This is a genomic window from Enterobacter sp. AG326, from assembly GCF_004362415.1.
GTDB lineage: Bacteria > Pseudomonadota > Gammaproteobacteria > Enterobacterales > Enterobacteriaceae > Enterobacter > Enterobacter asburiae.
Window position 1 is genome coordinate 1,048,429 of sequence record NZ_SNXG01000001.1, and the last position, 26,940, is coordinate 1,075,368.

General features: G+C 51.1%; 26 protein-coding genes and 2 riboswitches. Of the genes, 10 read left to right on the top strand and 16 right to left on the bottom strand.

The genetic code is table 11. The features are described 5' to 3' along the window. The first annotated feature begins 79 nt into the window (after positions 1-79). On the top strand, positions 80-1,441 hold the full coding sequence (yegQ, locus tag DFO52_RS04950; protein ID WP_023312421.1) for a tRNA 5-hydroxyuridine modification protein YegQ: 1,362 nt from the start codon (positions 80-82) through the stop codon (positions 1,439-1,441). A gap of 161 nt (positions 1,442-1,602) precedes the next feature. Here yegQ and DFO52_RS04955 read toward each other — a convergent pair whose 3' ends face one another. Then, positions 1,603-2,103, bottom strand: coding sequence for a DUF523 domain-containing protein (locus DFO52_RS04955; RefSeq protein WP_063923211.1), 501 nt, complete (start codon positions 2,101-2,103; stop codon positions 1,603-1,605). A gap of 141 nt (positions 2,104-2,244) precedes the next feature. Here DFO52_RS04955 and yegS point away from each other — a divergent pair, with 141 nt between their 5' ends. Further along, complete coding sequence (gene yegS / locus DFO52_RS04960; protein ID WP_029739883.1) at positions 2,245-3,144, top strand: lipid kinase YegS; 900 nt, start codon at positions 2,245-2,247, stop codon at positions 3,142-3,144. Between the two features lie 56 nt (positions 3,145-3,200). On the opposite strand, the gene fbaB is transcribed toward yegS, so the two are convergent. Beyond that, entirely contained in the window at positions 3,201-4,253 is a 1,053-nt protein-coding gene (gene fbaB, locus DFO52_RS04965) for a class I fructose-bisphosphate aldolase (protein ID WP_121931966.1), read from the bottom strand. 250 nt (positions 4,254-4,503) lie between these two features. On the opposite strand from fbaB, the gene DFO52_RS04970 reads away from it, so the two are divergent. From DFO52_RS04970 to DFO52_RS04980, 3 genes are read left to right on the top strand one after another with little or no spacing between them, the layout of a single operon-like run. Further along, positions 4,504-5,781, top strand: coding sequence for a nucleoside permease (locus DFO52_RS04970; protein WP_047652484.1), 1,278 nt, complete (start codon positions 4,504-4,506; stop codon positions 5,779-5,781). Beyond that, complete coding sequence (locus DFO52_RS04975; RefSeq protein WP_133549561.1) at positions 5,778-6,782, top strand: ADP-ribosylglycohydrolase family protein; 1,005 nt, start codon at positions 5,778-5,780, stop codon at positions 6,780-6,782. The genes DFO52_RS04970 and DFO52_RS04975 overlap by 4 nt, the downstream gene beginning before the upstream one ends. Continuing rightward, positions 6,779-7,732 (top strand): PfkB family carbohydrate kinase, encoded by a 954-nt coding sequence (locus tag DFO52_RS04980; RefSeq protein ID WP_133549563.1) that lies wholly within the window; start codon positions 6,779-6,781, stop codon positions 7,730-7,732. The genes DFO52_RS04975 and DFO52_RS04980 overlap by 4 nt, the downstream gene beginning before the upstream one ends. Here DFO52_RS04980 and DFO52_RS04985 read toward each other — a convergent pair. From DFO52_RS04985 to thiM, 3 genes are read right to left on the bottom strand one after another with little or no spacing between them, the layout of a single operon-like run. Continuing rightward, positions 7,706-8,452 (bottom strand): GntR family transcriptional regulator, encoded by a 747-nt coding sequence (locus DFO52_RS04985; protein WP_121931963.1) that lies wholly within the window; start codon positions 8,450-8,452, stop codon positions 7,706-7,708. The two genes, DFO52_RS04980 and DFO52_RS04985, sit on opposite strands and share 27 nt — an antisense overlap. Positions 8,453-8,494: 42 nt before the next feature. Beyond that, complete coding sequence (thiD, locus tag DFO52_RS04990) at positions 8,495-9,295, bottom strand: bifunctional hydroxymethylpyrimidine kinase/phosphomethylpyrimidine kinase (RefSeq protein WP_047060503.1); 801 nt, start codon at positions 9,293-9,295, stop codon at positions 8,495-8,497. After that, the gene (thiM, locus tag DFO52_RS04995; protein WP_133549565.1) at positions 9,292-10,062 is read right to left on the bottom strand and encodes a hydroxyethylthiazole kinase; all 771 of its coding nucleotides are present in this window, start codon (positions 10,060-10,062) and stop codon (positions 9,292-9,294) included. Before thiM ends, thiD begins: the two co-directional genes overlap by 4 nt. 35 nt (positions 10,063-10,097) lie before the next feature. Continuing rightward, positions 10,098-10,194: riboswitch (TPP riboswitch) on the bottom strand. A 1,350-nt stretch (positions 10,195-11,544) separates the two neighbouring features. Between thiM and DFO52_RS05005 the strand changes: the two genes are divergently transcribed. Beyond that, positions 11,545-12,111, top strand: a complete 567-nt coding sequence (locus tag DFO52_RS05005; RefSeq protein ID WP_097755980.1) for a tyrosine-type recombinase/integrase — start codon at positions 11,545-11,547, stop codon at positions 12,109-12,111. Positions 12,112-12,180: 69 nt separating this feature from the next. Here DFO52_RS05005 and DFO52_RS05015 read toward each other — a convergent pair whose 3' ends face one another. The 7 genes from DFO52_RS05015 to DFO52_RS05040 all read right to left on the bottom strand — a co-directional run bounded on the left by DFO52_RS05015 (position 12,181) and on the right by DFO52_RS05040 (position 17,018). Continuing rightward, positions 12,181-14,316 (bottom strand): tape measure protein, encoded by a 2,136-nt coding sequence (locus DFO52_RS05015; protein ID WP_243737937.1) that lies wholly within the window; start codon positions 14,314-14,316, stop codon positions 12,181-12,183. Continuing rightward, the gene (locus DFO52_RS05020; RefSeq protein WP_097755981.1) at positions 14,316-14,690 is read right to left on the bottom strand and encodes a hypothetical protein; all 375 of its coding nucleotides are present in this window, start codon (positions 14,688-14,690) and stop codon (positions 14,316-14,318) included. The genes DFO52_RS05015 and DFO52_RS05020 overlap by 1 nt, the downstream gene beginning before the upstream one ends. A gap of 171 nt (positions 14,691-14,861) precedes the next feature. Further along, positions 14,862-15,428 carry a hypothetical protein gene (locus DFO52_RS05025; protein ID WP_043135125.1) on the bottom strand — a complete coding sequence of 189 codons (567 nt, stop codon included), beginning with the start codon at positions 15,426-15,428 and terminating at the stop codon, positions 14,862-14,864. 76 nt (positions 15,429-15,504) lie between these two features. Continuing rightward, positions 15,505-16,161, bottom strand: coding sequence for a helix-turn-helix domain-containing protein (locus DFO52_RS05030; protein WP_129344873.1), 657 nt, complete (start codon positions 16,159-16,161; stop codon positions 15,505-15,507). After that, entirely contained in the window at positions 16,145-16,315 is a 171-nt protein-coding gene (locus DFO52_RS23080; RefSeq protein ID WP_001353113.1) for a hypothetical protein, read from the bottom strand. The genes DFO52_RS05030 and DFO52_RS23080 overlap by 17 nt, the downstream gene beginning before the upstream one ends. Beyond that, complete coding sequence (locus tag DFO52_RS05035; protein ID WP_133549567.1) at positions 16,312-16,563, bottom strand: hypothetical protein; 252 nt, start codon at positions 16,561-16,563, stop codon at positions 16,312-16,314. The genes DFO52_RS23080 and DFO52_RS05035 overlap by 4 nt, the downstream gene beginning before the upstream one ends. Before the next feature lie 29 nt (positions 16,564-16,592). Next, positions 16,593-17,018 (bottom strand): hypothetical protein, encoded by a 426-nt coding sequence (locus DFO52_RS05040; RefSeq protein ID WP_129344877.1) that lies wholly within the window; start codon positions 17,016-17,018, stop codon positions 16,593-16,595. Between the two features lie 2,054 nt (positions 17,019-19,072). On the opposite strand from DFO52_RS05040, the gene DFO52_RS05045 reads away from it, so the two are divergent. Both DFO52_RS05045 and DFO52_RS05050 read left to right on the top strand, forming a co-directional pair. After that, complete coding sequence (locus DFO52_RS05045; protein ID WP_133549569.1) at positions 19,073-19,450, top strand: hypothetical protein; 378 nt, start codon at positions 19,073-19,075, stop codon at positions 19,448-19,450. Positions 19,451-19,462: 12 nt separating this feature from the next. Then, positions 19,463-20,482 carry a major capsid protein gene (locus tag DFO52_RS05050; RefSeq protein ID WP_133549570.1) on the top strand — a complete coding sequence of 340 codons (1,020 nt, stop codon included), beginning with the start codon at positions 19,463-19,465 and terminating at the stop codon, positions 20,480-20,482. Between the two features lie 534 nt (positions 20,483-21,016). On the opposite strand, the gene DFO52_RS05060 is transcribed toward DFO52_RS05050, so the two are convergent. The 4 genes from DFO52_RS05060 to DFO52_RS05075 form a co-directional block, all read right to left on the bottom strand. Then, positions 21,017-21,667 (bottom strand): hypothetical protein, encoded by a 651-nt coding sequence (locus tag DFO52_RS05060; RefSeq protein WP_045444892.1) that lies wholly within the window; start codon positions 21,665-21,667, stop codon positions 21,017-21,019. A gap of 79 nt (positions 21,668-21,746) precedes the next feature. Beyond that, on the bottom strand, positions 21,747-22,073 hold the full coding sequence (locus DFO52_RS05065; protein ID WP_133549572.1) for a hypothetical protein: 327 nt from the start codon (positions 22,071-22,073) through the stop codon (positions 21,747-21,749). A 53-nt stretch (positions 22,074-22,126) separates the two neighbouring features. Beyond that, positions 22,127-22,861: a hypothetical protein gene (locus DFO52_RS05070; RefSeq protein WP_133549574.1), complete on the bottom strand. Its 735-nt coding sequence runs from the start codon at positions 22,859-22,861 to the stop codon at positions 22,127-22,129. Positions 22,862-22,987: 126 nt separating this feature from the next. Next, entirely contained in the window at positions 22,988-24,343 is a 1,356-nt protein-coding gene (locus DFO52_RS05075; RefSeq protein WP_097755984.1) for a tyrosine-type recombinase/integrase, read from the bottom strand. A 67-nt stretch (positions 24,344-24,410) separates the two neighbouring features. Next, positions 24,411-24,508: riboswitch (TPP riboswitch) on the bottom strand. 661 nt (positions 24,509-25,169) lie between these two features. On the opposite strand from DFO52_RS05075, the gene DFO52_RS23260 reads away from it, so the two are divergent. Continuing rightward, the gene (locus tag DFO52_RS23260) at positions 25,170-26,252 is read left to right on the top strand and encodes a YadA C-terminal domain-containing protein (RefSeq protein WP_230478695.1); all 1,083 of its coding nucleotides are present in this window, start codon (positions 25,170-25,172) and stop codon (positions 26,250-26,252) included. A 159-nt stretch (positions 26,253-26,411) separates the two neighbouring features. Beyond that, entirely contained in the window at positions 26,412-26,882 is a 471-nt protein-coding gene (locus DFO52_RS05085) for a hypothetical protein (protein WP_133549576.1), read from the top strand. Positions 26,883-26,940 lie beyond the last annotated feature (58 nt).

Consider the following 26,940-nt stretch of genomic DNA (forward strand, 5'->3'; position numbering starts at 1 on the left):
GCCCTTAAAGTGGGGGATCTCCCCTTACCGCTGCACCTGGTGCACGCGGATCTGACCTGTCATCAGAACGAGAACAAACATGTTTAAACCGGAACTCCTTTCCCCGGCGGGAACGCTGCAAAATATGCGTTACGCTTTCGCCTATGGTGCCGACGCCGTTTATGCGGGCCAGCCGCGCTACTCGCTGCGCGTGCGTAACAACGAATTCAACCACGAGAACCTGCAGCTCGGCATCAACGAAGCGCATGCCCTGGGCAAAAAATTCTACGTGGTCGTGAACATCGCGCCGCACAACGCCAAGCTGAAAACGTTTATCCGCGACCTGAAGCCCGTTGTGGATATGGGGCCGGACGCGCTGATCATGTCGGACCCGGGTTTAATCATGCTGGTTCGGGAGAACTTCCCGGAGATGGATATTCACCTCTCCGTACAGGCTAACGCCGTCAACTGGGCGACGGTGAAGTTCTGGAAGCAGATGGGGCTGACCCGCGTTATTCTTTCTCGCGAGCTGTCTCTTGAAGAGATCGAAGAGATCCGCACCCAGGTGCCGGATATGGAAATCGAAATCTTCGTTCACGGCGCGCTGTGCATGGCCTACTCCGGCCGCTGCCTGCTCTCCGGCTATATCAACAAGCGCGACCCGAACCAGGGCACCTGCACCAACGCCTGCCGCTGGGAATATAACGTCCAGGAAGGCAAAGAGGATGACGTCGGCAACATCGTGCATAAGCACGAGCCGATCCCGGTGACCAACGTTGAGCCTACGCTGGGCATCGGCGCGCCAACCGACAGCGTGTTTATGATTGAAGAAGCCAAACGTCCGGGCGAGTACATGACCGCCTTTGAGGACGAGCACGGCACCTACATCATGAACTCGAAAGATCTGCGCGCCATCGCCCACGTTGAGCGTCTGACCCAGATGGGCGTGCACTCTCTGAAGATCGAAGGCCGCACTAAATCCTATTACTACTGCGCGCGTACCGCGCAGGTGTACCGCAAAGCCATCGACGATGCGGCGGCCGGTAAACCGTTCGATACCAGCCTGCTGGAAACCCTGGAAGGCCTGGCGCACCGCGGCTATACCGAGGGCTTCCTGCGTCGTCATACCCATGACGACTACCAGAACTACGAGCACGGCTACTCCGTTTCCGAGCGCCAGCAGTTTGTCGGCGACTTTACCGGCGAGCGTAAAGGCGCGCTGGCGGCCGTCGCGGTGAAAAACAAGTTCACCAAAGGCGACAGCCTGGAGCTGATGACCCCGCAGGGCAACATGAACTTCACGCTGGAGCATCTGGAAAACGGCAAAGGCGAAGCGATTGACGTGGCGCCGGGTGACGGGCACACCGTCTGGCTGCCGGTTCCGGAAGAGGTGGAGCTGAAGTTCGCGCTGCTGATGCGTAACTTCAACGGTGAAAGCACCCGAAACCCACACGGCAAATAGTTAAGCAGGGAAATTTTTTCGCGCTGGGATAATTCTTAGAATCGGATCACATACCGCTTCGTTCAATACGGGTATTATCCCCCCGCTGAAAAACATAACCCATAAATGCTAGCTGTACCAGGAACCACCTCCTTAGCCTGCGTAATCTCCCTTACGCGGGCTTATTTTTTGCCTTCTCTCTCCTCAACCCAGGCAATCAGTTCGTCGATTTGCCCCTCAGAGAAGACGGCTATCCCATGCTCTGCGAGCAACGATGCAGCAACACCCCTCCCCGCTTTATGGATCCCGCGAAAAGATCCGTCATAAATAAACTGACTGCCGCACGTTGGGCTGCCATCGGTTAATAGTGCTGCGCTACACCCCGACTCCTGAGCAGCGCGTAGCGCGAGCCAGGCTGCAAGCTGATACTGCTCAGTCACATCCTGACCTGTATTTTCACTAATTCTGGCTTGCCCGCGCATTACGTCTTTGCCATCAGCGGACATAATCTCTGCCGGAGGACGAGGTACAGGCAGCCCGGCCGCAAGTTCAGGGCAGTGGATAACCAGACGCTGTTCCTGTTGCCAGCGCTTGAGCTGCTCGTCCATTCGCGCTTTTTCACTTCCGTTATAACGAACCTTAAAGCCCATCAGGCAAGCGCTTACCAAAATTTTATTCATCATCACTTTCCTGTGATTACATTAACGTCATCGCTGAAGTGTAACGCGCTTTCGTGCCTATTTTGTTCCTTTCATCCTGTTCTTACCCGCTTTTTTCCTCTCTGCTATACACTCTTACTAACGCTAAAAAAGGGAGCAGCGCGGATGGCAACCTATCCAGACAGTTTATTGATTCTCAATGGCAAAAGCGCAGGCAACGATCTGTTGCGTCAGGCAATTCAGGGTTTGCGTGAAGATGGCGCGCGCATCCACGTCAGGGTGACGTGGGAAAAAGGCGACGCGGCACGCTATATCAATGAAGCCCTCGGGCTTGGCGTCAGCACCATCATTTCCGGCGGCGGCGATGGCACCATCAATGAGATTGCGTCAGCGCTTATCGACCTGCCCCCGGCAAACCGGCCGGTGATGGGCATTTTACCGCTCGGCACCGCCAATGATTTTGCCACCAGCGCCGGGATCCCGGAAGAGCTGGAGAAAGCGCTCCAGCTGGCAATCCTCGGCAAGGCCACCGCTGTGGATATTGCGCAGGTGAATGATAAAACCTGCTTTATCAATATGGCGACAGGCGGGTTTGGCACGCGCATCACCAGCGAAACGCCGGAAAAGCTGAAGGCGGCTCTGGGCGGCGTGTCGTACCTGATCCACGGGCTGATGCGCATGGACACCCTCAAGCCTGACCGCTGCGAAATTCGCGGCGAGGATTTTCAGTGGCAGGGTGACGCGCTGGTGATTGGCATCGGCAACGGGCGTCAGGCGGGCGGCGGACAGCAGCTGTGCCCGGAGGCGCTGATTAATGACGGTCAGCTCCAGCTGCGTATTTTCACGGGCGACGGCCTGCTGCCCGCGCTGTTTACCACGCTGACGCAGCCGGAAGAGAGTCCAAATATCATCGCCGGGAAGTCGGCGTGGTTTGAAGTGAATGCTCCGCACGGTATGACCTTTAACCTCGACGGAGAGCCGCTGAGCGGGACGCAGTTCCGCATTGAGGTGTTGCCCGGCGCGCTGCAGTGTCGGCTGCCGCCGGACTGCGTGCTTTTGCGCTGATGTTTCGCACGGTGCGCGATGATGCCCTCTCCCACAGGGAGAGGGAGATGGAGGCGTCAGGCAATCGTGACTTTGCTGTCCAGATAGACGTCCTGAACCGCATTGATCAGCTTCACGCCGTCGGCCATCGATTTCTTAAACGCCTTACGGCCAAGGATCAGCCCCATGCCGCCCGCGCGTTTGTTAATAACCGCCGTACGCACCGCGTCTGACAGGTCGGTATCACCGCCCGCCGCGCCGCCGGAGTTGATCAGACCCGCGCGACCCATGTAGCAGTTCGCCAGCTGGTAGCGCACCAGATCGATCGGGTTATCGCTGGTCAGCTTGCTGTAAACGCGATCGTCGGTGTAGCCAAAGTTCACCGCTTTATAGCCGCCGTTATTCTCGGCCATTTTCTGCTTCACGATATCCGCGCCGATGGTCGCCGCCAGGTGGTTCGCCTGCCCGGTCAGGTCGGCGGATACATGGTAATCCACGCCGTCTTTCTTGAACGCGTTGTTGCGCAGATACGCCCACAGCACGGTGACCATGCCCAGCTCGTGCGCGCGCTCAAACGCCGCGGAGATCTCTTCAATCTGACGGCGAGACTGTTCGGAGCCGAAATAGATCGTCGCCCCTACCGCCACCGCGCCCATGTTGAACGCCTGCTCGACGCTGGCGTAAAGGGTCTGGTCATATTCGGTTGGGTAGCTAAGGGTTTCGTTGTGGTTCAGCTTCACGAGGAATGGAATGCGGTGGGCATAGCGACGCGCAACCGAGGCCAGCACGCCGTAGGTCGACGCCACGCAGTTACAGCCCGCTTCAATCGCCAGCTCAACAATGTTCTTCGGATCGAAGTAGAGCGGGTTCGCCGCAAAAGAGGCGCCCGCAGAGTGCTCAACGCCCTGGTCCACCGGCAGAATAGAGAGATACCCGGTGCCGCCGAGCCGCCCGGTGTTGTAGAGCGTCTGCATATTTCGCAGGACCGCAGGCGGACGGTTGTTATCGATCATCACGCGGTCAACGTAGTCGTGACCAGGCAGATACAGCTGGTCGGCAGGAATGGTCATACAACGATGCTGTAAAAGGCTGTCGGCGTCTTTGCCAAGCAACTGCGCAATATCAGTCATGTGATACTCCCGTAAGTCCGACATCGTGTCGGTGTGTGTTTATCCAGTCCCATCTTTTATGGGCAGACTAAGCCTGGTACCGACTTAACAGATTTTCCACTCTTTGCTTTTTTTTTCAGCACAATCTGCTGGCTCGATTCGTGTACAACAAAACTGTTACATTGATCAAACAATCGCCACAAAGGTATTTAAAAGGTATTATTGAGTGGTATGTTAAAGGCGTACCCTCTCTGACATGCAGGATTAAAAAATGAAAACGAAAGTCCAACTGTCATTCATGATGTTTGTTGAATGGTTTATCTGGGGCGCGTGGTTTGTGCCGCTGTGGCTGTGGCTGAGCAAAAGCGGTTTTACCGCCGGGGAAATCGGCTGGTCTTACGCCTGTACCGCCATTGCCGCGATCCTCTCGCCGATTCTGGTCGGCTCGCTGACGGACCGCTTCTTCGCCGCGCAGAAAGTGCTGTCAGTGCTGATGTTCGCCGGAGCCATTCTGATGTACTTCGCCGCACAGCAAACCCAGTTCAGCACCTTCTTCCCGCTGCTGCTGGTTTACTCCCTGACCTATATGCCAACCATCGCGCTGACCAACAGTATCGCCTTTGCCAACGTGGACGACGTCGAGGCCGATTTCCCGCGCATCCGCGTGATGGGCACCATCGGCTGGATCGCCTCCGGGCTGGCGTGCGGGTTCCTGCCGCAGATGCTGGGCTACAGCGATATTTCCGATACCAATATCCCGCTGCTGATGACGGCAGCCAGCTCCGCCCTGCTCGGCGTCTTTGCCCTGTTCCTGCCGAATACGCCGCCGAAAAGTACCGGCAAGCTGGACTTCAAAGTGATGCTCGGGCTGGACGCGCTGATCCTGCTGCGCGACAGAAACTTCCTGGTGTTCTTCTTCTGCTCGTTCCTGTTCGCCATGCCGCTGGCCTTCTATTACATCTTCGCCAACGGCTATCTCACCGAAGTGGGGATGAAAAACGCCACCGGCTGGATGACGCTCGGCCAGTTCTCCGAAATCTTCTTTATGCTCGCCCTGCCGTTCTTTACCAAACGCTTTGGTATTAAGAAGGTCTTACTGCTGGGTCTGATCACCGCCGCCATCCGCTACGGGTTCTTCGTTTACGGCGGAGCGGAACAGTACTTCACCTACGCCCTGCTGTTCCTCGGCATTCTGCTGCACGGCGTGAGCTACGACTTCTATTACGTCACCGCGTACATTTACGTGGACAAAAAAGCGCCGGTGCACATGCGCACCGCCGCGCAGGGCCTGATTACGCTGTGCTGTCAGGGCTTTGGTAGCCTGCTAGGCTACCGCCTGGGCGGCGTGATGATGGAAAAAATGTTCGCATACAAAGAGCCGGTGAATGGGCTGACCTTCAACTGGGCCGGAATGTGGACGTTTGGTGCAATCATGATTGCCGTGATTGCCGTGCTGTTTATGCTGTTTTTCCGCGAATCCGATAAAGAGATCGCCGCAATTGAGGTGGTTGATAGCGATGCCGCGCTGACACAAGGGGAAGTTAAATGAAACAAGAACGTGTTCTCGGTGCTCTTTACGGGCAGGCGTTAGGGGATGCGATGGGCATGCCGTCGGAGCTGTGGCCGAGAAAGCGCGTCAAGGCGCACTTCGGCTGGATCGACCGCTTTTTACCCGGCCCGGCAGAGAATAATGCGGCCTGCTATTTCAAACAGGCAGAGTTCACCGACGATACCTCAATGGCGCTGTGCCTGGCGGATGCGATCGTTGAGTGCGACGGGGAGATTAACGCGGACGTTATCGGCAAGCATATTCTGCGCTGGGCGCTCAATTTCGACGCGTTTAATAAGAACGTGCTCGGCCCGACCTCCAAAATCGCGCTTAACGCGATTCGCGACGGCAAGCCGGTTAGCGAACTGGACAACAACGGCGTGACTAACGGGGCGGCGATGCGCGCCTCCCCGCTGGGCTGCCTGCTTCCGGCCACGCGTCTGGAACACTTTGTTGAGCAGGTGGCGCTGGCCTCCAGCCCGACCCATAAATCCGACCTCGCCATTGCCGGCGCGGTGGTGATTGCCTGGGCGGTTTCCCGCGCTATCGACGGCGAAAGCTGGCAGAACATCGTCGATGCCCTGCCGGGTATCGCCCGCTATGCGCAGGAGGCGAAAACCACCACCTTCAGCGCGTCGCTGGCGGCACGTATTGAGCTGGCGCTGAAGACCGTGCGGGAAGCCAACGGGGTTGAATCCGCCAGCGAGCAGGTGTACCAGCTCGTGGGGGCCGGAACCAGCACCATTGAGTCCGTTCCGGCGGCCATTGCGATGGTCGAACTGGCGGGAACCAACCCAAACCGCTGCGCCATTTTATGCGCCAACCTGGGCGGCGATACCGACACCATTGGTGCAATGGCGACGGCCATCTGCGGCGCGCTCCACGGCGTGCAGGCGATTGACCCGGCGCTCAAAACCGAACTCGACGCCGTCAACCGGCTCGATTTCGGCCACTATTGCGAGAAACTGCTGCACTACCGGGAGCAAAGGGAGGGCGTATGAATTCATTTGCCCAACGTCTCGACACCCTGCACGCCACGCGCCCGGTGACGGTGCTGGGCGCGGCGGTGATTGACGTTATCGCCGACGCCTACGCCCTGCCCTGGCGCGGGTGCGATATCGAGCTCAAACAGCAGGGCGTGAATATTGGCGGCTGCGCGCTAAACATTGCCATCGCCCTGAAACGGCTCGGCATTACGGCGCAAAACGCCCTGCCCGTCGGCCACGGCGTGTGGGCGGATATCATCCGCAACGCCATGGCGAAGCAGGATCTGCACAGCGCCATCGAGGCCGAAACCGGCGACAACGGCTGGTGCCTGGCGCTGGTGGAGCCAGACGGCGAGCGCACCTTTATGTCCTTTAGCGGCGTGGAGAACCAGTGGCAGCAGCGCTGGCTTGATGTGCTCAACATCCCGTCGAACAGCCTGGTCTATTTATCCGGCTATCAGCTGGCCTCACCGTGCGGCGAGCTGCTGACACGCTGGCTGGAGGGGTTGCAGGACGTGACGGCATTTATCGATTTCGGCCCACGCATCGCGGATATTCCCGATGCGCTGATGGCGCGGATTATGGCTCACAGGCCGATCGTGTCGCTCAATCGTCAGGAAGCGGGGATCGCAGCCGAACGACTGGGTGTAGCGGCTGAAAACCTGGGTGTGGAGTGGCAGCATCGCTTCGGCGCCGCGCTGATTGTGCGCCATGATAAAGACGGCGCCGCGTGGTATGACGGTAATACCTCAGGCGTTGTTCCGGCGTTTCCGGCGACGGTTGTGGATACCATTGGCGCTGGCGACAGTCACGCGGGCGGCACGCTTGCCGGGCTGGCGGCGGGATGGTCACTGGCAGATGCCGTTCTGCTGGGGAATGCCGTGGCGTCCTGGGTAGTCCGCCACCGCGGCGGGGACTGCGCCCCGACTCGCGACGAATTATTCCTCGCACACAAAGACGTATAGATCGCTGCGGCAGTAGCTGATGCTGTACTCAATCGGCCGGTGCTGTTGGTCAAGCGCAACCTGCTTGATCACCAGCACCGGTATTTTTTCGTCCATCTTAATGTGCGCCTGAAACTCGCTGTCCGGCATGCGGGCGCTAACCCGTGAACGGGTGCGCTGCGGGAAAATATTCTGACTGCGGAAGTAGTCGTACAGCGAAATGCCAATCGCATCGGGATCGGGAATGAGGCCAACCGGCACCCAGGACTCTTCAATCGACACCGCATCGTCATCCACATAGCGAATGCGCTTGAGCAAAAAGACCTCGCTGTCAGGAGGTATAGACAGGTGGTTTGCGACCTCTTCCGGGCACTTCACCACCCGCTTGTTGACCCACAGCGTATTGGGCTTTTGACCGCGCAGCACCACCTGCTGGGAAAAGCCGCGCGCCTCTTTCAGCGAATATTCGAAGATGTTGTTGATTTGCGTGCCATAGCCACGGGAGCGGGTGACAACGCCCTCTTCCTCCAGCGCCTGCATCGCTTTTCGCACGGTGATGCGCGACACCCCGGTTAACTGGCTCAGATCGCGCTCGCCGGGCAAAATATTCCCGTGCTCTAACATGCCGCTTCGCACCGCGTTTTTTACCGTTTCGGCAAATTTCAGGTACAGCGGCGTGTTGTCAGGCGCGGCGATCCGTTCATTCAGTTGAGCGATTAACCGGGTATGCGCTTGTTCCATCTCTGTTTTCTCAGGCGTGGTGTTTCCTGCCAGTATACTGGGTTACCACCATGCATGAAAATGATGAACCGGCCCAATACCGTGACCCACTTCCAGAGTATCGGCTTTTGCCAGCGCCGCCGAGAGCCAGATTTTCGCTTCGCGCACCGTATCGGCCCAGCCGTCATGCCGCGGGCGCAGCGCCGCCAGCGCGGCGGAGAGCGTACAACCCGTGCCGTGGGTGTTTTTGGTCTGCACGCGCGGAGCGGTAAAACGTACTTCGCCGTCGCGGGTAAAGAGCCAGTCCGGGCTTTCAGCGTCGTCAAGATGACCGCCCTTCATCAGCACCGCCCCGCAGCCCATCGCCAGCAGCGCGTTCCCCTGCGCTTTCATCTCGCGTTCAGTTTGCGCGTGCGATGTGCCCAGCAGCGCGGCGGCTTCCGGAAGATTAGGCGTGATAAGCGCCACCTGCGGCAGTAGCTTTGTACGCAGCGTCTCCACGGCGGAGGCGGAGAGCAGCGGGTCGCCGCTTTTAGCCAGCATGACGGTATCCAGCACCACGTTTTGCACCTGATAGCGCTTAAGCCGCTCGGCCACCGCTTCCACAATGTCCGTCTCGGCCAGCATGCCGATCTTGGTGGTATCGATGCGCACATCGCTGAATACCGAATCCAGCTGCGCGGCAACAAAATCCGGCTCGATACGGTAGACCGACTGAACGCCGCGCGTGTTTTGCGCCACCAGCGCGGTTATGACCGAGCAGCCGTACGCGCCAAGGGCCGAGAAGGTTTTGAGGTCAGCCTGGATACCCGCGCCGCCGCTGGGATCGGTGCCGGCAATGGTCAGGGCGTTAATCCGTTTCATGCCTGCTCCTCCAGCGTATAGAGCGCATCCAGAAACGCGCTGGCAAAACTGCCAGGCCCACGTGACTGTGCAACGGCCACCGTTCCGGCTCGCTTCATCCATCCGCAGGCGGCAGCGACGTTATCCATCCGGTCGCCCGGCAGCGAGCAGCTCGCCGCCACAACGGCAGAAAGCGCGCATCCGGTTCCCACTACGCGCGTCATCAACGGATCGCCGCCCGTTACCGTGCAGGTGCGTTGCCCGTCAGTGATATAATCCACCTCACCGGTGACGACCACAACGGCATTGGTCTGGCGAGCCAGCGCCCGTGCAGCAGGCACCGCGCTGGCTGCGGTATCGGTCGTATCAACGCCGCGCCCGCCCGCGCTCATTCCGGCAAGGGCAAGAATTTCAGAGGCATTGCCGCGAATGGCGGCCGGTTTCAGGGCAAGGATTTGATGGCAAAAACGGGTGCGGAACGTCAGGGCACCCGCGGCAACCGGGTCCAGCGTCCAGGGCTTGTCTGCAGCCACCGCGCTTTCTATTGCCCGACGCATCGCCTGGGCACGCGGCGAGGTCAGTGTACCAACGTTAATCAGGAGCGCATCGGCGATGGCGGCGAACTGTTCAGCCTCTTCGGCCTCAATCACCATCGCGGGTGATGCGCCAAGCGCCAGCAAAACGTTGGCCGTAAAGGTCTGTACGACATCGTTGGTCATACAGTGGGTCAGCGGAGAACGGGTTCGGAAGTGGTGTAAAACGTGTAAATCGAGCAGGTCAGGCTGCATGGGTTCGCTCCTGCCTTGCGTGAAGAAGCGATGACCAGGAAGGCATCTGACTTCCCTACGCTGGCATTATCCAGATCAGGTAATACGGGTATTTCTCAGCCTTCACAAAGAAGGGCACCCCGAGTCATGTACTACAAAATCAAAAGCTTGCGATTAACGTCCCGTTAATCCCTGTTCTGGATCATGCCAGCGGGAAGCCAAAGACTCAACCCTAAAAAATCCTCTGTGTCCCAGTTTGTGTCTCACGTTGTGTCCCACAGATAAATGGCGGGCACAAAAAAACCGCCCATAAGGCGGCTTAAGAAAATAATTTCAATCGTGATGATTTAAATGGAATCTATTTTCTGCATACGCTTTCTTCATGCAGTCGAAGTGCTTTTGCCAATTCCAATTGGAATGCAAAGGAAAGACGGGAACGGCTGATCTTTATACCATCAATAATGATGTGTGTAGGGTAAACAGTGACCATGCGGCCCAAGTATTGGAAGTGTTTAGGGTGGTTTGACTTATCGTTATTCATTGTGTGCCATCCGTCTGGGTGGGGGTATTCCCGCCAACGGATGATTGATCTAAAATCGATCAAAATCAATAACTTAACAGATCACCAAATCCAGGGGGTGTACACTGGCAAGCCTCCCTCAGCCTAACTTATACACGAACAGAAAATAGGGGCGGATTCCTTCCAGTTGGGTGGGAAAATATCTGGGAGTTTGGATATTGTTGCTAGGCCCCTCGATCTGAGGCCCCGGGTGATGAGAGTATTTTCGCCAAATATCTGGGGGCACTCCCTACCGGATGGCCTGCATTCTGGTCAAACATTGTCCAACCTTCCGCTCTTACAGTGCGCTCGCTCAGATAACCCTTTATTCTCAATTACTTAATAACAACACAATACCATTCTGTTGCTTTACCCTGTGGACCAGTGGCCCAGCCGGGCCACCCTGGAGGCGTCCGCCTCCCCTGTGCGCCTGTGGCGCGTTATCTTGTGGCAAGCCATACAAACCCACAGGGTTGAGAGTGGTAGCGCCACAGGCGCATACAGAGAGCGGGCCTACATAGACCCTCTGAGGGGCGAAGGCTTTCGACCCGGCTTGTATTGAGAATAACTATCGTTTGCAAGTGATATTGATTATCATGTGGGAATAAAAAAGCTGGGGATTTTTTCTTGAGGGTAAATTGAAAATTTGCCAGGCAACACTATAACGAAATGATAATTAATTGCCCACAAATACAGTAGCTTAAAAGCGCTGAGGGAGCCACATCACCTTATCCGGCCTGTGGTAATAGTATATTAAGTAACCATCATTTACCTACTTAAACAGCCCATTACCTCCCCTGCTGGGTCATTACTTTGCCATTAAACGCGATTAAACCCGATTTAATTCACTCAAAAGACACATCTTAAAATTAATCATTTTTGTCGTTTACAAGCGCTTGTTTTTGATCAAGAATTAATCACAGCTAGGATCTGGAGGGTACATAATGAATTTCGTAGAGGGTTGTAAATCAGTTCAGGAAGTGAAAGCGGTAGCGGTTGAGCTACTCAAACAGGGCAAGGGGCTGACGCTGTACCGTGACGCCTGGTTGCTGGGTTATGAATTAATGCTGAGGGTGTCGGATCTGCGGTCAATCCGTTATGACGACATTAAAGGTGATCACCTTGCCCTGTCCCAACAGAAAACGGGGGAATCTATCCGGGTGAGGCTCACCGATACCGCTAAACGAATCATAGCGGCCCGGAGAGAGGCGAACCCTGATCATGTGTACCTCTTACAGTTGGACAGCCACAGGAGCAAGGGAAAGCCTGTGAGCCGCTCCAAATTGCATGAGGAAATTAGCTACGCCGGGGAAAAGCTGGGGCTGAATCTTTCGACCCACAGCATGAGGAAGAGTAAACCAACTATCGGATATGACAATGGGGAGGATATAGCCGTAATCAGTAAGGCATTGGGGCACAAATCGTTATCCAGTACGCTCCATTACATTGGGGCCACACAACGCAAAGTAGATGATTTCAGTGATAAATATTCAATAGAGGATCTGTTATGAAAAGCCCGGATATTAGGAATTATAAAAGAGAAAAGGCTCCCACTAGGGGAGCCTTTTTTGTATGGGCGGTTACTGTCCGCCCTGCATCAGCATATTGAAAGCGTGCTGGTTATTGTTCTCAACTTCAGAGCGTACCAAATCCCTAACCTGCCCATCCTGCACTTTCACATTAACGTTCACGTTTAGCGGCTGGTTTAGCCACGCTGGCGGCTTCATCAGTGGATTACCTGCCATATCAACTTTAAGCTTTGGCGCTGTAATCGTCGGCGTAGGAGGTACATAACCAGGATTGGAGTAAGAACTAACCCACCCTGTTTTATCTGCTGGTTTGGCAAAGTCTGGATTAGTCGGAAGGTCTGGACTATGGAGGAAATCCCACAGTTTACCCAGCGGGCTATCTTTCTTCAGGTTGCCCCCGGCGGTGGTGTCCTGCCCATACATGGCGTCGTTAACGTCCATGACTTTATCCCAGGCATAATCCCCGCCTACCGAACCGATCGCAATTCCCCAGCCAACAGGACCGCCGGAGAGAGCCGCCGCGCCGCCTACCTTGCCAACTTTCGGACCCCGGCCCGGTTTGTTTGGCTTGTCTTTACCTTCCCCACCAGATCCGCCAGTTGTAGCGGCTTCAATGCCACCAATAGCGGCGATCCCTTTCATGACCCCCAGCAATTTAGTTAGCGGATTGAGCATGGTCAACAACCACTTAAAGGCCCCGCCCAACTTCCAGATAGAACCAGCGAACAGAGCCACCCCTGCGGCGTATGCTGCCATTTCTCCCCAAGATTTAAGCTGCTCACCAGTGATCCCCATCTTAGCGGCGTAATACTCGATAATGCGGAAAGTGAGGATCACAGTGTCGTGCAACTCTGTAAACGCATCAGTGGCACCCTCAACGATTTTCCCGGCGATATGCCCGAACATCTCAAAGGCCCCACCAGAACCGTTAACAGCGGCACTGATAGCGTCGAAAGCGCTGGTTAATTCGTTGCCGAAGCCAGAAGTAAAGAAGATGTTCATCGCGTTCTGCATACTGGTTTGCAGGCGCTGCCAGCTTGCCCGGTTGGACTTCATAGCCTTATCCAGAGCGCCGCCGTTACGGGCTGCGGCTTTCATCTGTTTAGCCACTTCCGGGAGGATGTCCTTAGAGAACAGCTTCCCTTGTTGCATCAGGTCAAACAGATCCTTTTCTGTCAGGTCTGTACGGCCTTTCATCTGGTTAAGAGCCTTAACGAACAGCCCCACTGCGCCCGGGAGAGCTTCAGACAATTGGCCTTTGAGTTCTTCACTCATTACCGTGCCTTTAGACATCATCTGGTTAAGTGCTTTCAAAGCGCGGCTTTGTGCGTCGGCGTCAGCTCCAGTTACAAGGCCCCACTCACTTGCACCCTCAAAGATGGATCGCATCTGGTCTTTAGGGAGTTTATCCCCAACAGCGGCGGCAAATTGAGTGTAATCCTTTGAGGTTTTCAGGAGGTCTAGGCCCAGACGATTGGACTGATCACGGAGATAATCAAACTCTTTAGCGGCTTTATCTGTGGAACCGGTAATCGCTGTCAGACCAGACAAAGCGGATTCAAAATCCTGTCCGGTATTCATGATCTTGCCACTCAAAGCCACAGTTGCGGCAATGGTGATCGCTCCGCCTGCACCCTCGATCATGCTAGTATCCAGTTTGTTTACTTTGGCGGTTACCGGGATTGTTGCTCCCCTCATGCCTACCCGGCCTTGTTGGCGCATGGTTTGTTGAAGGCGTGACACACGGGCATTATATTCCTGCAATGCCATAGACCCGGCGTGATACTGGCGGGTAAGCTGCCCAAACTCCTGGAGGTGTCCAGCACGTTGGGCCGGGGTCACGTTAGCGTTAGCCGCTGCGGTATTAAAGCGGATGGCTTTAGCGCGGATTGTCTGGATCTTACGCTCCGCTGCGATCTGTGCTTTGGCTGCTTTGGCGTCTGCTGCCGCTTTGGCTTTGGCTTCTGCCAGTGCTGCTTTTGCGGCGGCGTCCTGCTGTTTGCGGCGGATCTTGGTGTAGGCGTTTTCCTCAAATTTGAGGCGTAGCGGTTTCATCCTGGACGCTACTTTGTCCCACTCTTTCCCCACCTGTTTGATACGGTCAACCGTCTTTTTGTAGCTTGCCCCATCTACCGTAAAACGGGTCTTGTTTACTGTAGACGTAATGATCACGTTTCCACTTGCCATTATTCAGCCCCTTCCAGATTGATAGCCTTCAGGGTGCGCCCTGCTGCCTTGTTGATGATTACCCGGCGGTGACCTGCTGGCAGGTCTGCGGATTTGGTCAGGAGAGAGACCGGGCGACCGTTGGCGCTGAATCCCTGATCCTTGTGACACAGAGCAATTCCCCGGCTCTTAATGGCGCGGCCCTTCTGGGCGCTGTCTGCGGCCCCGGTGGAGGCTTCCAACTGTGTGGAGTACAAAGCGATAGCCTCATCCAGTGACAGATCGGCCTGTGCCTTGCGGAGTTCGTTCTGTTTGGTTGCCTCTTCGGCTTCCCGCTGGCGTTGCTCCGCCTGTTGAATTTCCAACTGATTAAGGAGGTTCTTAAATGCTTCCATGTGAGAGGGTCCTTATAATGAAAGTGAGTACCACACCCCACAGGAGGAGGGAGGCGGGCTTAAAGGGGATATAGAGGAGTGAGGCGAGAAAGTTAGAGAGTCTTGTCTGACGCTTAACCAGTTTGGAGCCTAAATAATCCTTTAGACCCCATTCCGTTGGGTTGGGCATAATTACCGGGATTTAATGATTGCCTGGCGGGTCTGCTGACGTGCTTCAGAAACGATTAGACGCACACGGCGCTTATTCGTCCCCTCTTTGTATACAGGGTTTTCTACATAGCGGGCGCTGCGTAGATTCTGCAAAACTTGGTCATACGGGAGCATTTGCTCCACCAGGTAACGGGGTGAAGGTTGGGTAAGAAGTAGGGAGACCATCTTACTGTTAATCCCCAGAAGTTCCGCCATTTTGGAGAGGCTCAGGCCGTCGGCTTCCATCTGTTTAGCCATAACGCCTTTTTCAGCCAAAGTTAGCGGGGTCTTTTGGTACTTCTGCGGGTTGTGGTTGCGCTTTACTTTCAGGACGTAAGCCAGTGACACATTAAACGCCACTTGGATGGCTTTAGCGCTGTGGCCCTGAATACAGGCCCGCTTGATCTTCAGGATTTGATCCGGGGTTAAGTGGCTCTCATCCATGATCCGGCGGGGCTTGTTTGCTGCCAATTTCTCAGCCAGTGCGTTAACTGCGGCCTCTTCCTCAGAGGATAAGGCTTTGAATTTGGTTGTAATAAATTCATTCATGCGAGAGTCTCCAGAGGGTTGTAAAGCGCGGGGGTTTTGTGTAGAGTGTTATTTGTGGGAAATCAATTGCAGATTTTTAAAAAGCATCGCCAAACTGATCAATGGCGCTTTCTTCTGGCTCCAGATATTCAACAGGCAAGCCGTTGACCATCATCACATTAGAGCCAGCCACAAAATTAATAACAGGGTTGCGTAAATCATCGTTTGCGGCCCCCTGCTCTACTGGCACAGGGACAGGAGCGGGACGAACAGCGCCCCCGCTGTGGTCCACAGGAGCAACTCCAGACGACGCCGGGCGGCTTCTATGTACGCTGTCAGATCCACACTTAACAATTCCAGGCTGGTTAGTTCCTGCATTCTCTACGGTCTCCTTCGGTTGGGATGCTGCGGTTGGTTTGGTTACTTCAGGTTTGGCGGCTTCAGGGGTTCCCACCATTTCCGGGGTGATCGGGCAGGTGCGCCACTCTATCGTTTCGCCCTGCTTTCTCTCCACCTTTTGGATCAGTCCGATCTCTACCATCTCGTTTACAAGTCGCTTCACAGTAGAGCGGGAGGCCCCGAGATAACGCTCCAGAGTGGCGCGGGAGAAATAGGCGATCTGCCCGTTTTTCTCAAAGCCTTGGATCAGGCTATAAATGATCTTCATGTTCCCGGTGAAAGTCTTCCCGGCGACCTTCTCAATATTCAGAAGGTCATTAGCCAACATTACAAATCCGTTACTTGCTGTGGTCATCTTGCTGTTTTCCTTCTGCGGAAGCGACTAAAAGAGGGTGGTTTTCAAGGTAGGCGGCTAACGCCTGTTTAACGATAGTATGGGGAGCGCCACCGCCCGCCCTTACCAGTGCATACAGCTGATCGGCTTGCTCTTTCGGAAAGTCGATTTTCATAAGTCAATCTCCTTTAATTCTGCGATGTCTTCAGCGGTGAGGTTGAGGCCGAACCAATCACCCCACCATGACGCCGGGGCGGTGATCGCCGGGTTGCCAATCGTCACCAATTTGGAGGGGCTAACCTGCTTCAACATTTCGTAAATGTCATCGTACAGGGTTGGGTCCAACTGGTTGATCGTCTGCTGTGCATACGCTGACAACACAGGGGAATCACTCAGATCTGCATAAGGCTGATATTTGCTCATTGTTTCCTCTCCAAAAAGTAAATGAATAATTAGTGAACGATAACGGGCAACTCTCCGGTGATACGCTCAAACTGATCCGCCGCTTGCAGCATGATAAAGGCCATCACTTCGTCGTATTCCATCGGGACGCCTTTAGCCTCAAAGAGGGATTGGAACGCCAGCACAATGGAGGCTTGCATGTCTGTAGACTTGGAAGCGAACAGCGAAACGGCTGCTTTAACTTCAAGTGCTTTCTCTGCGTCCATCTCGGTGACCTTTGCAGCGATACGTTGAGACTGTCGCATGACGCCGGATGCTTTTGATTTGGTCAGTTCAAGGGCCTGCGTAATCGCTTCAACTTCTCCCATACGTCCGGCGGCTTTCATTCGGCTACGGGTTTCTGTCAGGGTCTTACGGGTCAGGTCACGCTGATCTACACGTTCAACCAATTTTTCAACATCGAGGTAAACACTCATTGCAATCTCCTTTCGGGTGGGTTATAGTATGATTGGGATCTATATATTCGATTAAATGCCTCATCACAGTATCTATTTTACACTATTTGACAATGATTCGCAACAACTTTCTTGATTTATCTTGCGCTCAGTTGTTTATTGTGCTAGAGGCATAGAAAGCCGCTGTAAAGCTCTCAGAGCGCCGGAGGGCGTTTATAGGGTCTTTCCTTGTCTACGTATGGGAGAGCGCCACAGCGGCGCGTTTAGGTGGGTTCCTGCTGCTTGTGGTTCTGTACGCTGTACCGGGCCGGGGGACCCCCACCCCGCCGCCCAGAGGTCACCTTACAACGTGCGGTGTTCCAAAGGGGTCTTGCTCGCTGGTGCGAGCGCTGCCAAAGAGGCGCGTCTGTAGGACGCTTAAAGAGATCAGTCTCTTACCAATCAATCTACGATTTCCCAACACTCCCTTAAAAGATCTTGACCTGGCTCCTGGGGTTAGTGTTATGGGTTAGTCTTATGATTAGTATTATTGGGGTCCAATGTGAACCCCCTACCGGGTCCAATGTGAACCCCCTACCGGGTCCAATATGACCCCTCCCCTGGAGTGAGCCACACGGGCGAGACTCCACACTGTGGGAACAGGCCCCCGGCCTAAAACCTGGTAAGGCCGATCAGGCCGAGAAGGTTTTAATGGTGATAATATATGAGTGAAATAATTAAGAGCCTAAGCGATTAATTATTGAACGATATATATTATATAAAAGATCTTTTATTTAAGAGTGAAAGAGGACTTGTCAAAGTCCGATTGAACGATTATAATAAAAATATTTTATTTAAAAGACGCGTGGGTATGCGCGAAGGCGCGGGCGTGAGTGCGTAGGCACACGCAAATAACATGATCTTTATAGTCTGTCAATTAAAATTAATTAGACTCACCTGTTCAATTATCAATCAATAATCCCTCTATCCTCTACAACCTCCTGTAAGGCTCTCCAGCGCGTCCGCCACTGTGGCAAGGTCATTTATCATCTTACCCCATTAAAACCCCGTGGAGGCTCTCCTGTGGCCCCTGTGGGATGCTTCCGCCCCTCTTCTGTGTGGCTCTCCTGTACCAGCCGCCAGATCTACCCATGATCTCACATATCACACCAAACAACACAATGCAATTAATTTTTATTGCAAATGATAATCATTCGTGTTAAACTATTATACATGGTGTGGGATGTGGTGAGTATGTCGAATCGAGATCTGGAAATCGCCGTTTTGCAGCTTACCGCCCCGCACCTGTACAGAACTTTCATTAACGTGTGCTTTAGCCAGCCCCTGTGGGTCTGTACTGAGTGAGCCGGGCGGACTTCTCCCCCGCCCCGGCCCTCACCCAAAGTGTTCTTTCAACTCCACTTGCCAGAATGCTTTGTGTGCGGTCCTCTCCTCTCCTCAAGTTCCGCCGATTGTAGTTTCTCCTACGATTCAAAACGCCTCTAATCATAGGGCTTGCGCCACAGGCCCTATTCTAAAGCGTCGCTAACTGCGGCTATTCAGAATACAAGCGATCTCCTCGATTGTAGCGACCCTCCACGGGGTCACAGTTGGGCCGGGCTGGTTACCTGGTCTCAACGATAAACTGTTGATTTGTGTCGATGGTTTCCGGGGCGTTGGTTGCGTCCCGTTTTCCTCTGTGGCTTCTTTGCTGAACCATGAAAGCAAATCATGTAAGGCTCTGAGGCTACACAGGAAAACAAGTGATCAGACAGTAAGTTACATTGCCTTCTCCCGGTCTCTCCTTTCCGGGTTCTTTTTTGTGGTTATTTGCCTATCGGCTGGCGGTTGCTCCCGTGACGCTGGCGGGTGAGTGACCACAAAAAAGATGTGTTGCATCTTCCCTACCCTAGCGAGGGTGAGAGAGAGCCAGATTAGAAAGGGCGGCATGATGCCGCCCTCTTCTATTCAGCCCACGGCCTCCCATCTTCCAACCTATTCCGGCCCGCCGTTCTGGCTGTCCTGATATCCGGTGCAACGCCGGATCACCCTGTGGACTCTCTCCACGTCTAAAACCCTCCATAAGGAAACCCTTTATGAAAACTTCCGAGCGCTACCCGGTAACGCAAGGCGACGTAATCGTGAATTACGCCTCCAGCCTGTTTGACCGCACCGAAGTAACCGCCCCGTCACTGCCTGCTGACGTTTTTTGCGGTGACATCTTGGACAGCAAAACTTTTGCCTTGTTCGACTCTGCCGCCGCTGACGCTGGCAAGCCGATCATTAACCTTTCCGATATGTCCGCCACTGACGCTGGCAAGCCTAAAACCCTAGTCATTTGTGACAGACACCTTGTGATCACGGATTTCTATCTACGTGCTAAAGACGCCGCGAGCAAAAAAGCCGCACTGGAAGCGCTGACAGCCTCCGGTGATATTCGCCTGGCTATCAACGCCGATTACTTCAAAGCATAAGGAAATCACACAATGGCTATTGATTTTAAACAGTTTGAAAAGCTGGACACTGTAGCGGCGATCAAAGATCAACCCGCAGGTAATTACCTGATCACTGATCTGGGTATCTTCTCAGATGTTAACTCAACCACTCCAAACGCCCAGATTGTGGATATTGTGGAAACTCAGGTTAGCGAACTGGAACAGGTTGCCCGTTATGGCACCGAAGTTAACGCGATCAAGATGGATAAAACGATCCTGCGTAACCAGGAGATCCCACACTACGCCACTGAGGCGGATGTAAAAACCGCTGACTGGCAAGGCCTGGTAAGCCCGGCTAACCCGGATCAGGCTCAGGCGATCACCTCTGTTATTGCTGATAAAGCTATCCGTATGCGTAACTATCATCTGGAAACAGTCGAAAGCACACTGGCCCGCGCCCTGTTCAAACAGTCCGCCAAAGCGGCTAAAACTAACGCCGGTGATATCGACTTTCGCGCGGCGATGGGTGCCGATCCGCTGAGTTTCGACCTGGACGGATCAGCAGGCGCTAACGTGTATGCACAGCTTGCGAAGATTCGCCGCATGTTGGTTAAAGAGTACGGCGCGAGCCGCTCTTATCTTGATCGCTTCTTTGTCTTCTGCTCCCCGGATCTGTATGACGCACTGGCGAGCCACCCGGAAGTAACCAGCCTGATCACCAACAAAGTGGCGGAAGCTGCAAAAGGCGCTCTGATCCCGGTTAACACTGCGGGTTATGACTCCTTCAGCATTGGCAACATTACTTTCATTCTGGCGGACGATGACCGCTACGAAATCGAAGAAGGTTCCGGCCTGTTCGTTCCTAAGTTCAATACAGCAGATCGTAACCCGTTCAAACTGGTACATGGCCCAGCATCCCGTAATCAGGATATTGCCGCTAAAGGTGTGATCAGCCCTTACTACCAGAAAGTAATGACTGACCGTTACGGCATGGTGACCGTTCACCAAGAGGCGAGCTTCATTCCTCTGAACCTGCGCCCGAACTACATGCTGAACGTCAAGCTGAAGTAATGCACATTTCCCCCGGCTCCGGCTGGGGGTTATCTCTTCCGGTTATATTCATTTTTACTTTTACACTGAGGTAACACATGAAAGTTTCAATCAATATCCCCGGCGCTGGTCAAGTCTATGTATCTGGCGCGGCGGAAGTCGTAAACCGTAAAGCACTGTGTAGAGAGTTGGGGATCTGCAATATCACTCTATGCCGTCTGGAGGCGCAACACGGCTTTGAATATGCTTTGAGTGTGCTATTGTCTAAAAAGCGCACACTAGTAATTTAGTATTAAAAGGCGAGCCATTGGGCTCGCCTTTCTACTTTTGCATAATCCAATCACTAGCAATATGAACACGACAAAAATATAAATTCAGGCGAAAATCGAATCAAAAAAAAATACATTACCGGGTGGCAATCACGAAGGTAAATGTTTTTTCACATTACATTCATTCTTGATGATATATTCATGCAGAGAAAATACAGAAGACTATTTTTCGAGTTTTAGACAAAATCAGACTTACGTCATATAGCAAGTCTGATTTTAAAATGAATCATTTTTTATCGGTTATAGCAGGGACACCTTTAATCGTAAATCTTTTTTCGCCACCGTAATATAATGGTGATTTAAAATAAGGCCCTTTATTAACAATCACAGCAGTTTGGATTAAATCATCAATGGCATCAGCTAGGCCATCATCTAAAAAAGCGATAGAATCATCACCTTGTGGATATCCTTCTGTTATGACCTGACATTCGATATAATGATGACCAATACACTCAATTAAGAAGCGCTCAAAGACCTCTCGAGGGAGAGCTAATCCAAATTCACGCCAAGCATATTTCCGCCCCCAATAGTAGCCATCGGACTCAGAATGTTTGACCCTTGAATCATTTTTCCCTTTATTTTCATCATGTTTCTGTTTAGACATATTACGGGCATATTGATAGCTAAAGTCTTTGTCTAGAACAGATGACTTTGACAAACATGATGTATCAATAGTCTTTATACCATTATGCTCAGTGAATCCAATATTATATCTTTCTCCTTCGATGACTACATCCTCAATGTTGGCTTCAAACTGATAGGTAGTGTCAGTTGTTGCTGGCTGGAAAGTATGCAGATAACGGCCATTTCCTAAATCTTGTTTTTGATAATTTGTAATTATCAGATCATGGATAGTCTTTAGCTCTCGTGATTTCATAGAACACCCCCTAAGTTAAATCACTTTTAAACAAAACTTTAATTGTTATTCTGCTGAATAAGCAATCAAGGTCAATCTATTAAGATTTATCACGTGCACAAATTATCATTGTTCTTGATCGAGATATTACTTTTTCGAGTTCTTTTGTCTCTCGATCAACTTTGTAATGATCACAAATTATTTCTTTTGAACATGTAATTGCCAGAACCTCTGAAAATTCTAAGTTTGTTAAAAAATTTGGATGACTATTTTCAATATATTCATTATCAATCAGAAAATGATTTACTTCAGATAGAAAAATATCAGCTTGGTTGCAAACTGAATCAGGCAAATCAAATTCAACTATTTGATTGCTACATTCTCGGTCTCTCCATACGGAAATCTCAACAATTTTTTGATCTAACATAAAAACCTCTTTTAGACTAAAATGAATAATATTTTTAACACAAGAACCTCAAGCTATTTGTAATTTTCTAGATTACTGACTAATTCTTTTCGTTCTTGTAGCAAATCAGCGTGTATTTTTTGAGACATTGGGTCAGTCAGATCAAATGCACCTTTCCTCAAGTTAATATTTTTAACCCCATCAATAAGTGCAGTTCTCACAAGTTCTTTATCATCAGCATCATTTACATTATCCATCAATTCAAGAATGCTTTTATGTAATTCCAAGATTGAATTATATATTGACATGACTGAATTTTTTTTGTGAGTTTTTGTTTTATAGCTAATTTCATTTATTTTTTTATTAATATTATCAAGCGAACCAACAATACCCTTCCTAGCCTCAACTCTAATAATTTCTTTTTTACTCCTTGATTTAGTTTGGAACAAAACTTCTGCGTTGACAACATCACTAAGTCTTGCCACATCAGAAACTATTGTTTTAATTCCTTCCCTATATGAGGAATAGTTTGTCACAAAATTGCCGACTGGAGTAAGAGCATTTAATAAAACACAAACACTACCATATGCTGTAATACGAGCTTTAATAGAGCCATCTTCAAAGGAAACATCAATATCAACATCATCATAAAGAAAGAACTTCATCCTCTCTTCGGCATGTTGTTTGATTATATTTTTTATCCTTTCAATAGCCTCTTGTTTCTCTTTCCCTTTTACTGTCGCAAGCCACTCAGGCTCTACATGAACGTATGATTGGCTAAGAATGTTACTATTGATATAATCAGCCATGATATTCCTTTAAATGTAATAATTTAGATTGTAAACTATTTAGTCTTTCCCGCTGCTGTGCACCTAATTGTCTCAATAACCGTCTTGTAAACACACTAGGCAGCAAGATATTTTTGAATTAGTTCATTAGACCCAATTAAGTTTATCAATTACATAACATACAGTATGTAATGGGAAGTTATGCATGTATCTCTTTGTGATACCTGTCCCACTTTTTTCGTGACCAACCACCTGTTGCAAGTGCGCTAGGTTACTAACCCAGCCAGCTAAACAGGCTGAAATCATACTATGCCGGAAGCTATGCACCAATCGCCGCTGCCCATAATCATCAAGATAAGGAATACCAAGCTGGTCTCGAACATCTGCTAAAACTTTGCCGATCTTCGGCATGTTCTTGCCAGACACAGGCGAGAAGATTTTCTCTTTCCACTGCCGATTCACGAAATCAAGAAAACCCAACTCGATCAGTTTGGGATGGATCACTACCTGCCTTGTAGCGTTCTCAGTTTTACCCTGCCCTCCTTCCGCGATCAGAAGATAGTACCGCTGGCTATCTTCATCAAATTTGATCTGTGATTTCTCCAACTTGGCGATCTCCCCTCTTCTGGCTCCCGTATACGCCAACAACAGAGTAACCCACTTCTGCCAGCCGTCAGTCTGCTTGAGCGCCCAGCCCACAAACTTTCTCATTTCTGCTGTACTGTATGCACCAAATCTCGCTTTCGAGGGTGCGGCGACTACTCCATCAGTCGGAGACTTCTCCAGAATATCTTTATTGTCAGTCAGGAAGGTTTTGAACAACGATTTGTAAATTTTCAAATGCTTGTGGATAGACTCAGCACCAACCAAATCTTCAGGTGGCACATCATCACACTCGATCAGTTGCTGAACCGTCATTGACCGATAAGGCTGCACAACACGCTTAGGCAAGTTTTCAACGACTTCCATCACCTGTTTAATGTCTTGCTTGGTGATCGTAGTTACATTGGTTGATACACCAAGGACGATAAACATAACCTCCATAAAGCGCTCATTGGCTTGTGAGATAGCCTTAGTCCAGTTCTTGGACTTCTCCTGCTTGTACATGTTCCATGCGCCAGCAAGTGTTAACACATCCTTTGCCTGTGCTTCTGTTTGTTCTTCCTCATCTTCAGAATATGTAAAAACCTCGCGGTATTCCTGAACAACTTTCGGCTGAAGATTGCGACGTTCCTCACTAAGAAATTGTTGCGCCAGCCATTGTTCGTTCTGCTGCTTCAGGCTATCGCCATACTCGGAAAGACGCTTACCGAAGTGATCCGGTTGGATGGTTCCACGTTGAACCAGAGGGATTACAGGAGAAGCAAAAGACATGAGCAACTGCGCCTGGGTGTGGCTGTCAGTCTCTAACGACTTACGGAAAAACTTGTTATCAGGCAGACGGAAGCGAACGTAATAGATTCCGTTACGTTTAATGGTGTGGCGTATGGCTTTGTGTCCCATTTGGAGAGCCTCAATGTGTTACGGCTGAACAATACGGGACGAAAAGGAGTAATAATCTTTTGATTTATATGAGGATAATCGCCAGGACTACGCTGGCATTATCCAGATCAGGTAATACGGGTATTTCTCAGCCTTCAACGAAGAAGGGCACCCCGAGTCATTGGGTAAGAATTAACTTACATTTTGCCAGATTAGGGTAAGTTGCCTGCTGAAGCAAGCGTGCACTTTTGGGTTTCGATTCTTCGTCCAGGACTACAGGTTCTGCGTTATGATACCTGGAATGAGGAGAACAACTCTGATAATTGCAAAGACATTACTCTTATCTCTTTAATATAACGCCATCCGTTATAACATATTCATTACCTCCTAAAAACACGACCCGATTCATCACTGAGATAATTATCCACACAAACAAAATTTTTTTAGTTTGTGATCCATTGACTTTCACTTTCATTAATTACGATCGCTTGTTTCGCTTGAAACAATAAGCACTTGGTTAAAACATCCATCTTTATTAAACATTGATCCTTCAATCAATAGCTTACCAGCAAAACAAGCATCAACCATGCGCATCATAAGTTAATGTAAACATTGAAATAATCCCCACACAACCACATACAGCGACTTTAATCATTCATGTCGTTTATGATTTAGATCAATATTAATCATTACACAATATTAGATAGTTATTACGCGTTACAAAATAATCGATTAAACCAAAATCGCAGTAACCAACCATGATTTCATTAACGCATAACAAGAAGTTATGACATCCCGCCAGGATTGCGCCTTTATTTTTTAATTTTTGTGTGATGAGAGCTTTAAAATGAATGTTACTAAAACGACTGTTTTTGCGCTTAGCGTTATTTTCACTGGTTCAACGAATATAGCTAACGCAGCTGATGTAAACGTAAATCTTACAGATAATATCTACAATACAGGTACTTTTATTCAGATTCAGGGTACAAATAACACCGCTTATAATCTGGATAATATGAAAGCTGAAAACGTCACGCAAGACGGGCAGATCTATAACTTGCAAGGTGATCGCGACCGTATGCAAGACGAGATTAACGTAAGTAAAGGCAATATCGACACTAACACCGCTGATATTTCCTCTCTTCAAACTACGGTTTCTAACGTCGATCAGGACGCTAAGTTAGCTGGTGCCCTTGCTGATACCGCTAATAAAAAAGGTGATGCGGCGTTACAGGGCGTGCTGACTAACGGAACTGCAATTACTAATATTGAAACTGTTAACGCTGTGCAAGATAGCCGCCTTGCAACTGTTGAAGCGACTAACGGTATACAAGATGGCCGCCTGTTAGCTCTTGAGAATGCACCAAAACCAACTAATGGCGTAGATGGAAAAGATGGTGCGAAAGGTGATAAAGGCGATACCGGCGCGACAGGTGCACAGGGCGTTGCCGGAATTAACGGACGTGACGGAGCGAATGGTAAAGACGGTCAAGACGGCAAAGATGGAAAAAATGGCATGACGACCACCGTGACACGAACGCAGGTAGACACGGCAACACAGGCTAAAGTCGCTACTAATAGCCACGCTCTTATGGCCGAGGCTCAGGAGCTGCAGGCAACCAAACAGACATTACAGGCACTGAATAACAACACTAACCAGCAATTTAAATCGCTGCATGAGGAAGTCGATAATAATAAGAAGGAAGCAAACGCAGGTATCAGCGGCGCGATGGCGATGGCCGGTTTACCTCAGGTGCAAACGAATCAGCGCGTAATGTTCTCGGCTGGCGGGGCGACTTACAACGGTGAAAGCGCTTTAGCGGTTGGGGCCTCTGTTAACTTTAACGAACATATGGTTGCTAAAGTGAGCTTCTCTGATGATAGCGCGAATAACATGGGTGCTTCAGTCGGCGTAGGGATTGGTTTTTAATAAACAAGCAGCATGAGAAAATACATTGTTATCTCCGTAATATTGTACCTAATGCTTATTATCGTTGGCGCATGGTTAGGTAGTATGTATCAGGCTTATTATATTTGCGTCAATTAAATATCCTTCTATCGTACATATTTTATCTAAGGTATTTTTGAAATGAAAAAGTCACTACTGGCGGTATTAATAGCTGGTGCTGCCATCCTTCTTTCTGCGTGTACTTCATCTGCTCAGCGCATGGCCGATTGCGAGCTTCAGGGGATTAGCAAAGATACCTGCTACCTCGCTGAGCAAAACCGCCAGAATGCCTACAATGAAGCCGCACAAAATGCAGCATGGGCGAACGCGCGTGATGCCGCTGCGGGTACGGGAATCTGGGCTAAGAAAGATGCGAAACAACATGCTCAGGCAGCTAAATCAACGCACGCCTTTAAATGGGGAGGAATGAAAATTACGATTAGAGGTGAGATATTAGATGTTGACGGCGTATTAGGCGCGCTGGATGAAAACGAGCCTCAGGCAAAGGTTTATTCACAAGGGCTGTATACCTTCATTTACTATCCCGCTAAAGGCAAATTAGCGGTGAGTAAAGAAGGAAGATTTGAAGGCTACGCCACTAAAATTAAGTAATAGTAAAGGCGACACCCGTCGCCTTTATTATTTGCGGACCTTAGTGGATTTTTCTGAC

Coding starts and splice junctions, on each gene's coding strand:
- thiD (WP_047060503.1), bottom strand. CDS start 9,295: ATGAAACGGATTAACGCCCTGACCATTGCCGGCACCGATCCCAGCGGC.
- yegQ (WP_023312421.1), top strand. CDS start 80: ATGTTTAAACCGGAACTCCTTTCCCCGGCGGGAACGCTGCAAAATATG.
- yegS (WP_029739883.1), top strand. CDS start 2,245: ATGGCAACCTATCCAGACAGTTTATTGATTCTCAATGGCAAAAGCGCA.
- DFO52_RS05065 (WP_133549572.1), bottom strand. CDS start 22,073: ATGTTAGATCAAAAAATTGTTGAGATTTCCGTATGGAGAGACCGAGAA.
- thiM (WP_133549565.1), bottom strand. CDS start 10,062: ATGCAGCCTGACCTGCTCGATTTACACGTTTTACACCACTTCCGAACC.
- DFO52_RS05060 (WP_045444892.1), bottom strand. CDS start 21,667: ATGAAATCACGAGAGCTAAAGACTATCCATGATCTGATAATTACAAAT.
- DFO52_RS05040 (WP_129344877.1), bottom strand. CDS start 17,018: ATGAGTGTTTACCTCGATGTTGAAAAATTGGTTGAACGTGTAGATCAG.
- DFO52_RS05035 (WP_133549567.1), bottom strand. CDS start 16,563: ATGAGCAAATATCAGCCTTATGCAGATCTGAGTGATTCCCCTGTGTTG.
- DFO52_RS04975 (WP_133549561.1), top strand. CDS start 5,778: ATGAAACAAGAACGTGTTCTCGGTGCTCTTTACGGGCAGGCGTTAGGG.
- DFO52_RS04985 (WP_121931963.1), bottom strand. CDS start 8,452: ATGGAACAAGCGCATACCCGGTTAATCGCTCAACTGAATGAACGGATC.
- DFO52_RS05075 (WP_097755984.1), bottom strand. CDS start 24,343: ATGGGACACAAAGCCATACGCCACACCATTAAACGTAACGGAATCTAT.
- DFO52_RS04980 (WP_133549563.1), top strand. CDS start 6,779: ATGAATTCATTTGCCCAACGTCTCGACACCCTGCACGCCACGCGCCCG.
- fbaB (WP_121931966.1), bottom strand. CDS start 4,253: ATGACTGATATTGCGCAGTTGCTTGGCAAAGACGCCGACAGCCTTTTA.
- DFO52_RS05050 (WP_133549570.1), top strand. CDS start 19,463: ATGGCTATTGATTTTAAACAGTTTGAAAAGCTGGACACTGTAGCGGCG.
- DFO52_RS23260 (WP_230478695.1), top strand. CDS start 25,170: ATGAATGTTACTAAAACGACTGTTTTTGCGCTTAGCGTTATTTTCACT.
- DFO52_RS05070 (WP_133549574.1), bottom strand. CDS start 22,861: ATGGCTGATTATATCAATAGTAACATTCTTAGCCAATCATACGTTCAT.
- DFO52_RS05045 (WP_133549569.1), top strand. CDS start 19,073: ATGAAAACTTCCGAGCGCTACCCGGTAACGCAAGGCGACGTAATCGTG.
- DFO52_RS04970 (WP_047652484.1), top strand. CDS start 4,504: ATGAAAACGAAAGTCCAACTGTCATTCATGATGTTTGTTGAATGGTTT.
- DFO52_RS05085 (WP_133549576.1), top strand. CDS start 26,412: ATGAAAAAGTCACTACTGGCGGTATTAATAGCTGGTGCTGCCATCCTT.
- DFO52_RS05015 (WP_243737937.1), bottom strand. CDS start 14,316: ATGGCAAGTGGAAACGTGATCATTACGTCTACAGTAAACAAGACCCGT.
- DFO52_RS05025 (WP_043135125.1), bottom strand. CDS start 15,428: ATGAATGAATTTATTACAACCAAATTCAAAGCCTTATCCTCTGAGGAA.
- DFO52_RS05020 (WP_097755981.1), bottom strand. CDS start 14,690: ATGGAAGCATTTAAGAACCTCCTTAATCAGTTGGAAATTCAACAGGCG.
- DFO52_RS05030 (WP_129344873.1), bottom strand. CDS start 16,161: ATGACCACAGCAAGTAACGGATTTGTAATGTTGGCTAATGACCTTCTG.
- DFO52_RS23080 (WP_001353113.1), bottom strand. CDS start 16,315: ATGAAAATCGACTTTCCGAAAGAGCAAGCCGATCAGCTGTATGCACTG.
- DFO52_RS05005 (WP_097755980.1), top strand. CDS start 11,545: ATGAATTTCGTAGAGGGTTGTAAATCAGTTCAGGAAGTGAAAGCGGTA.
- DFO52_RS04955 (WP_063923211.1), bottom strand. CDS start 2,103: ATGATGAATAAAATTTTGGTAAGCGCTTGCCTGATGGGCTTTAAGGTT.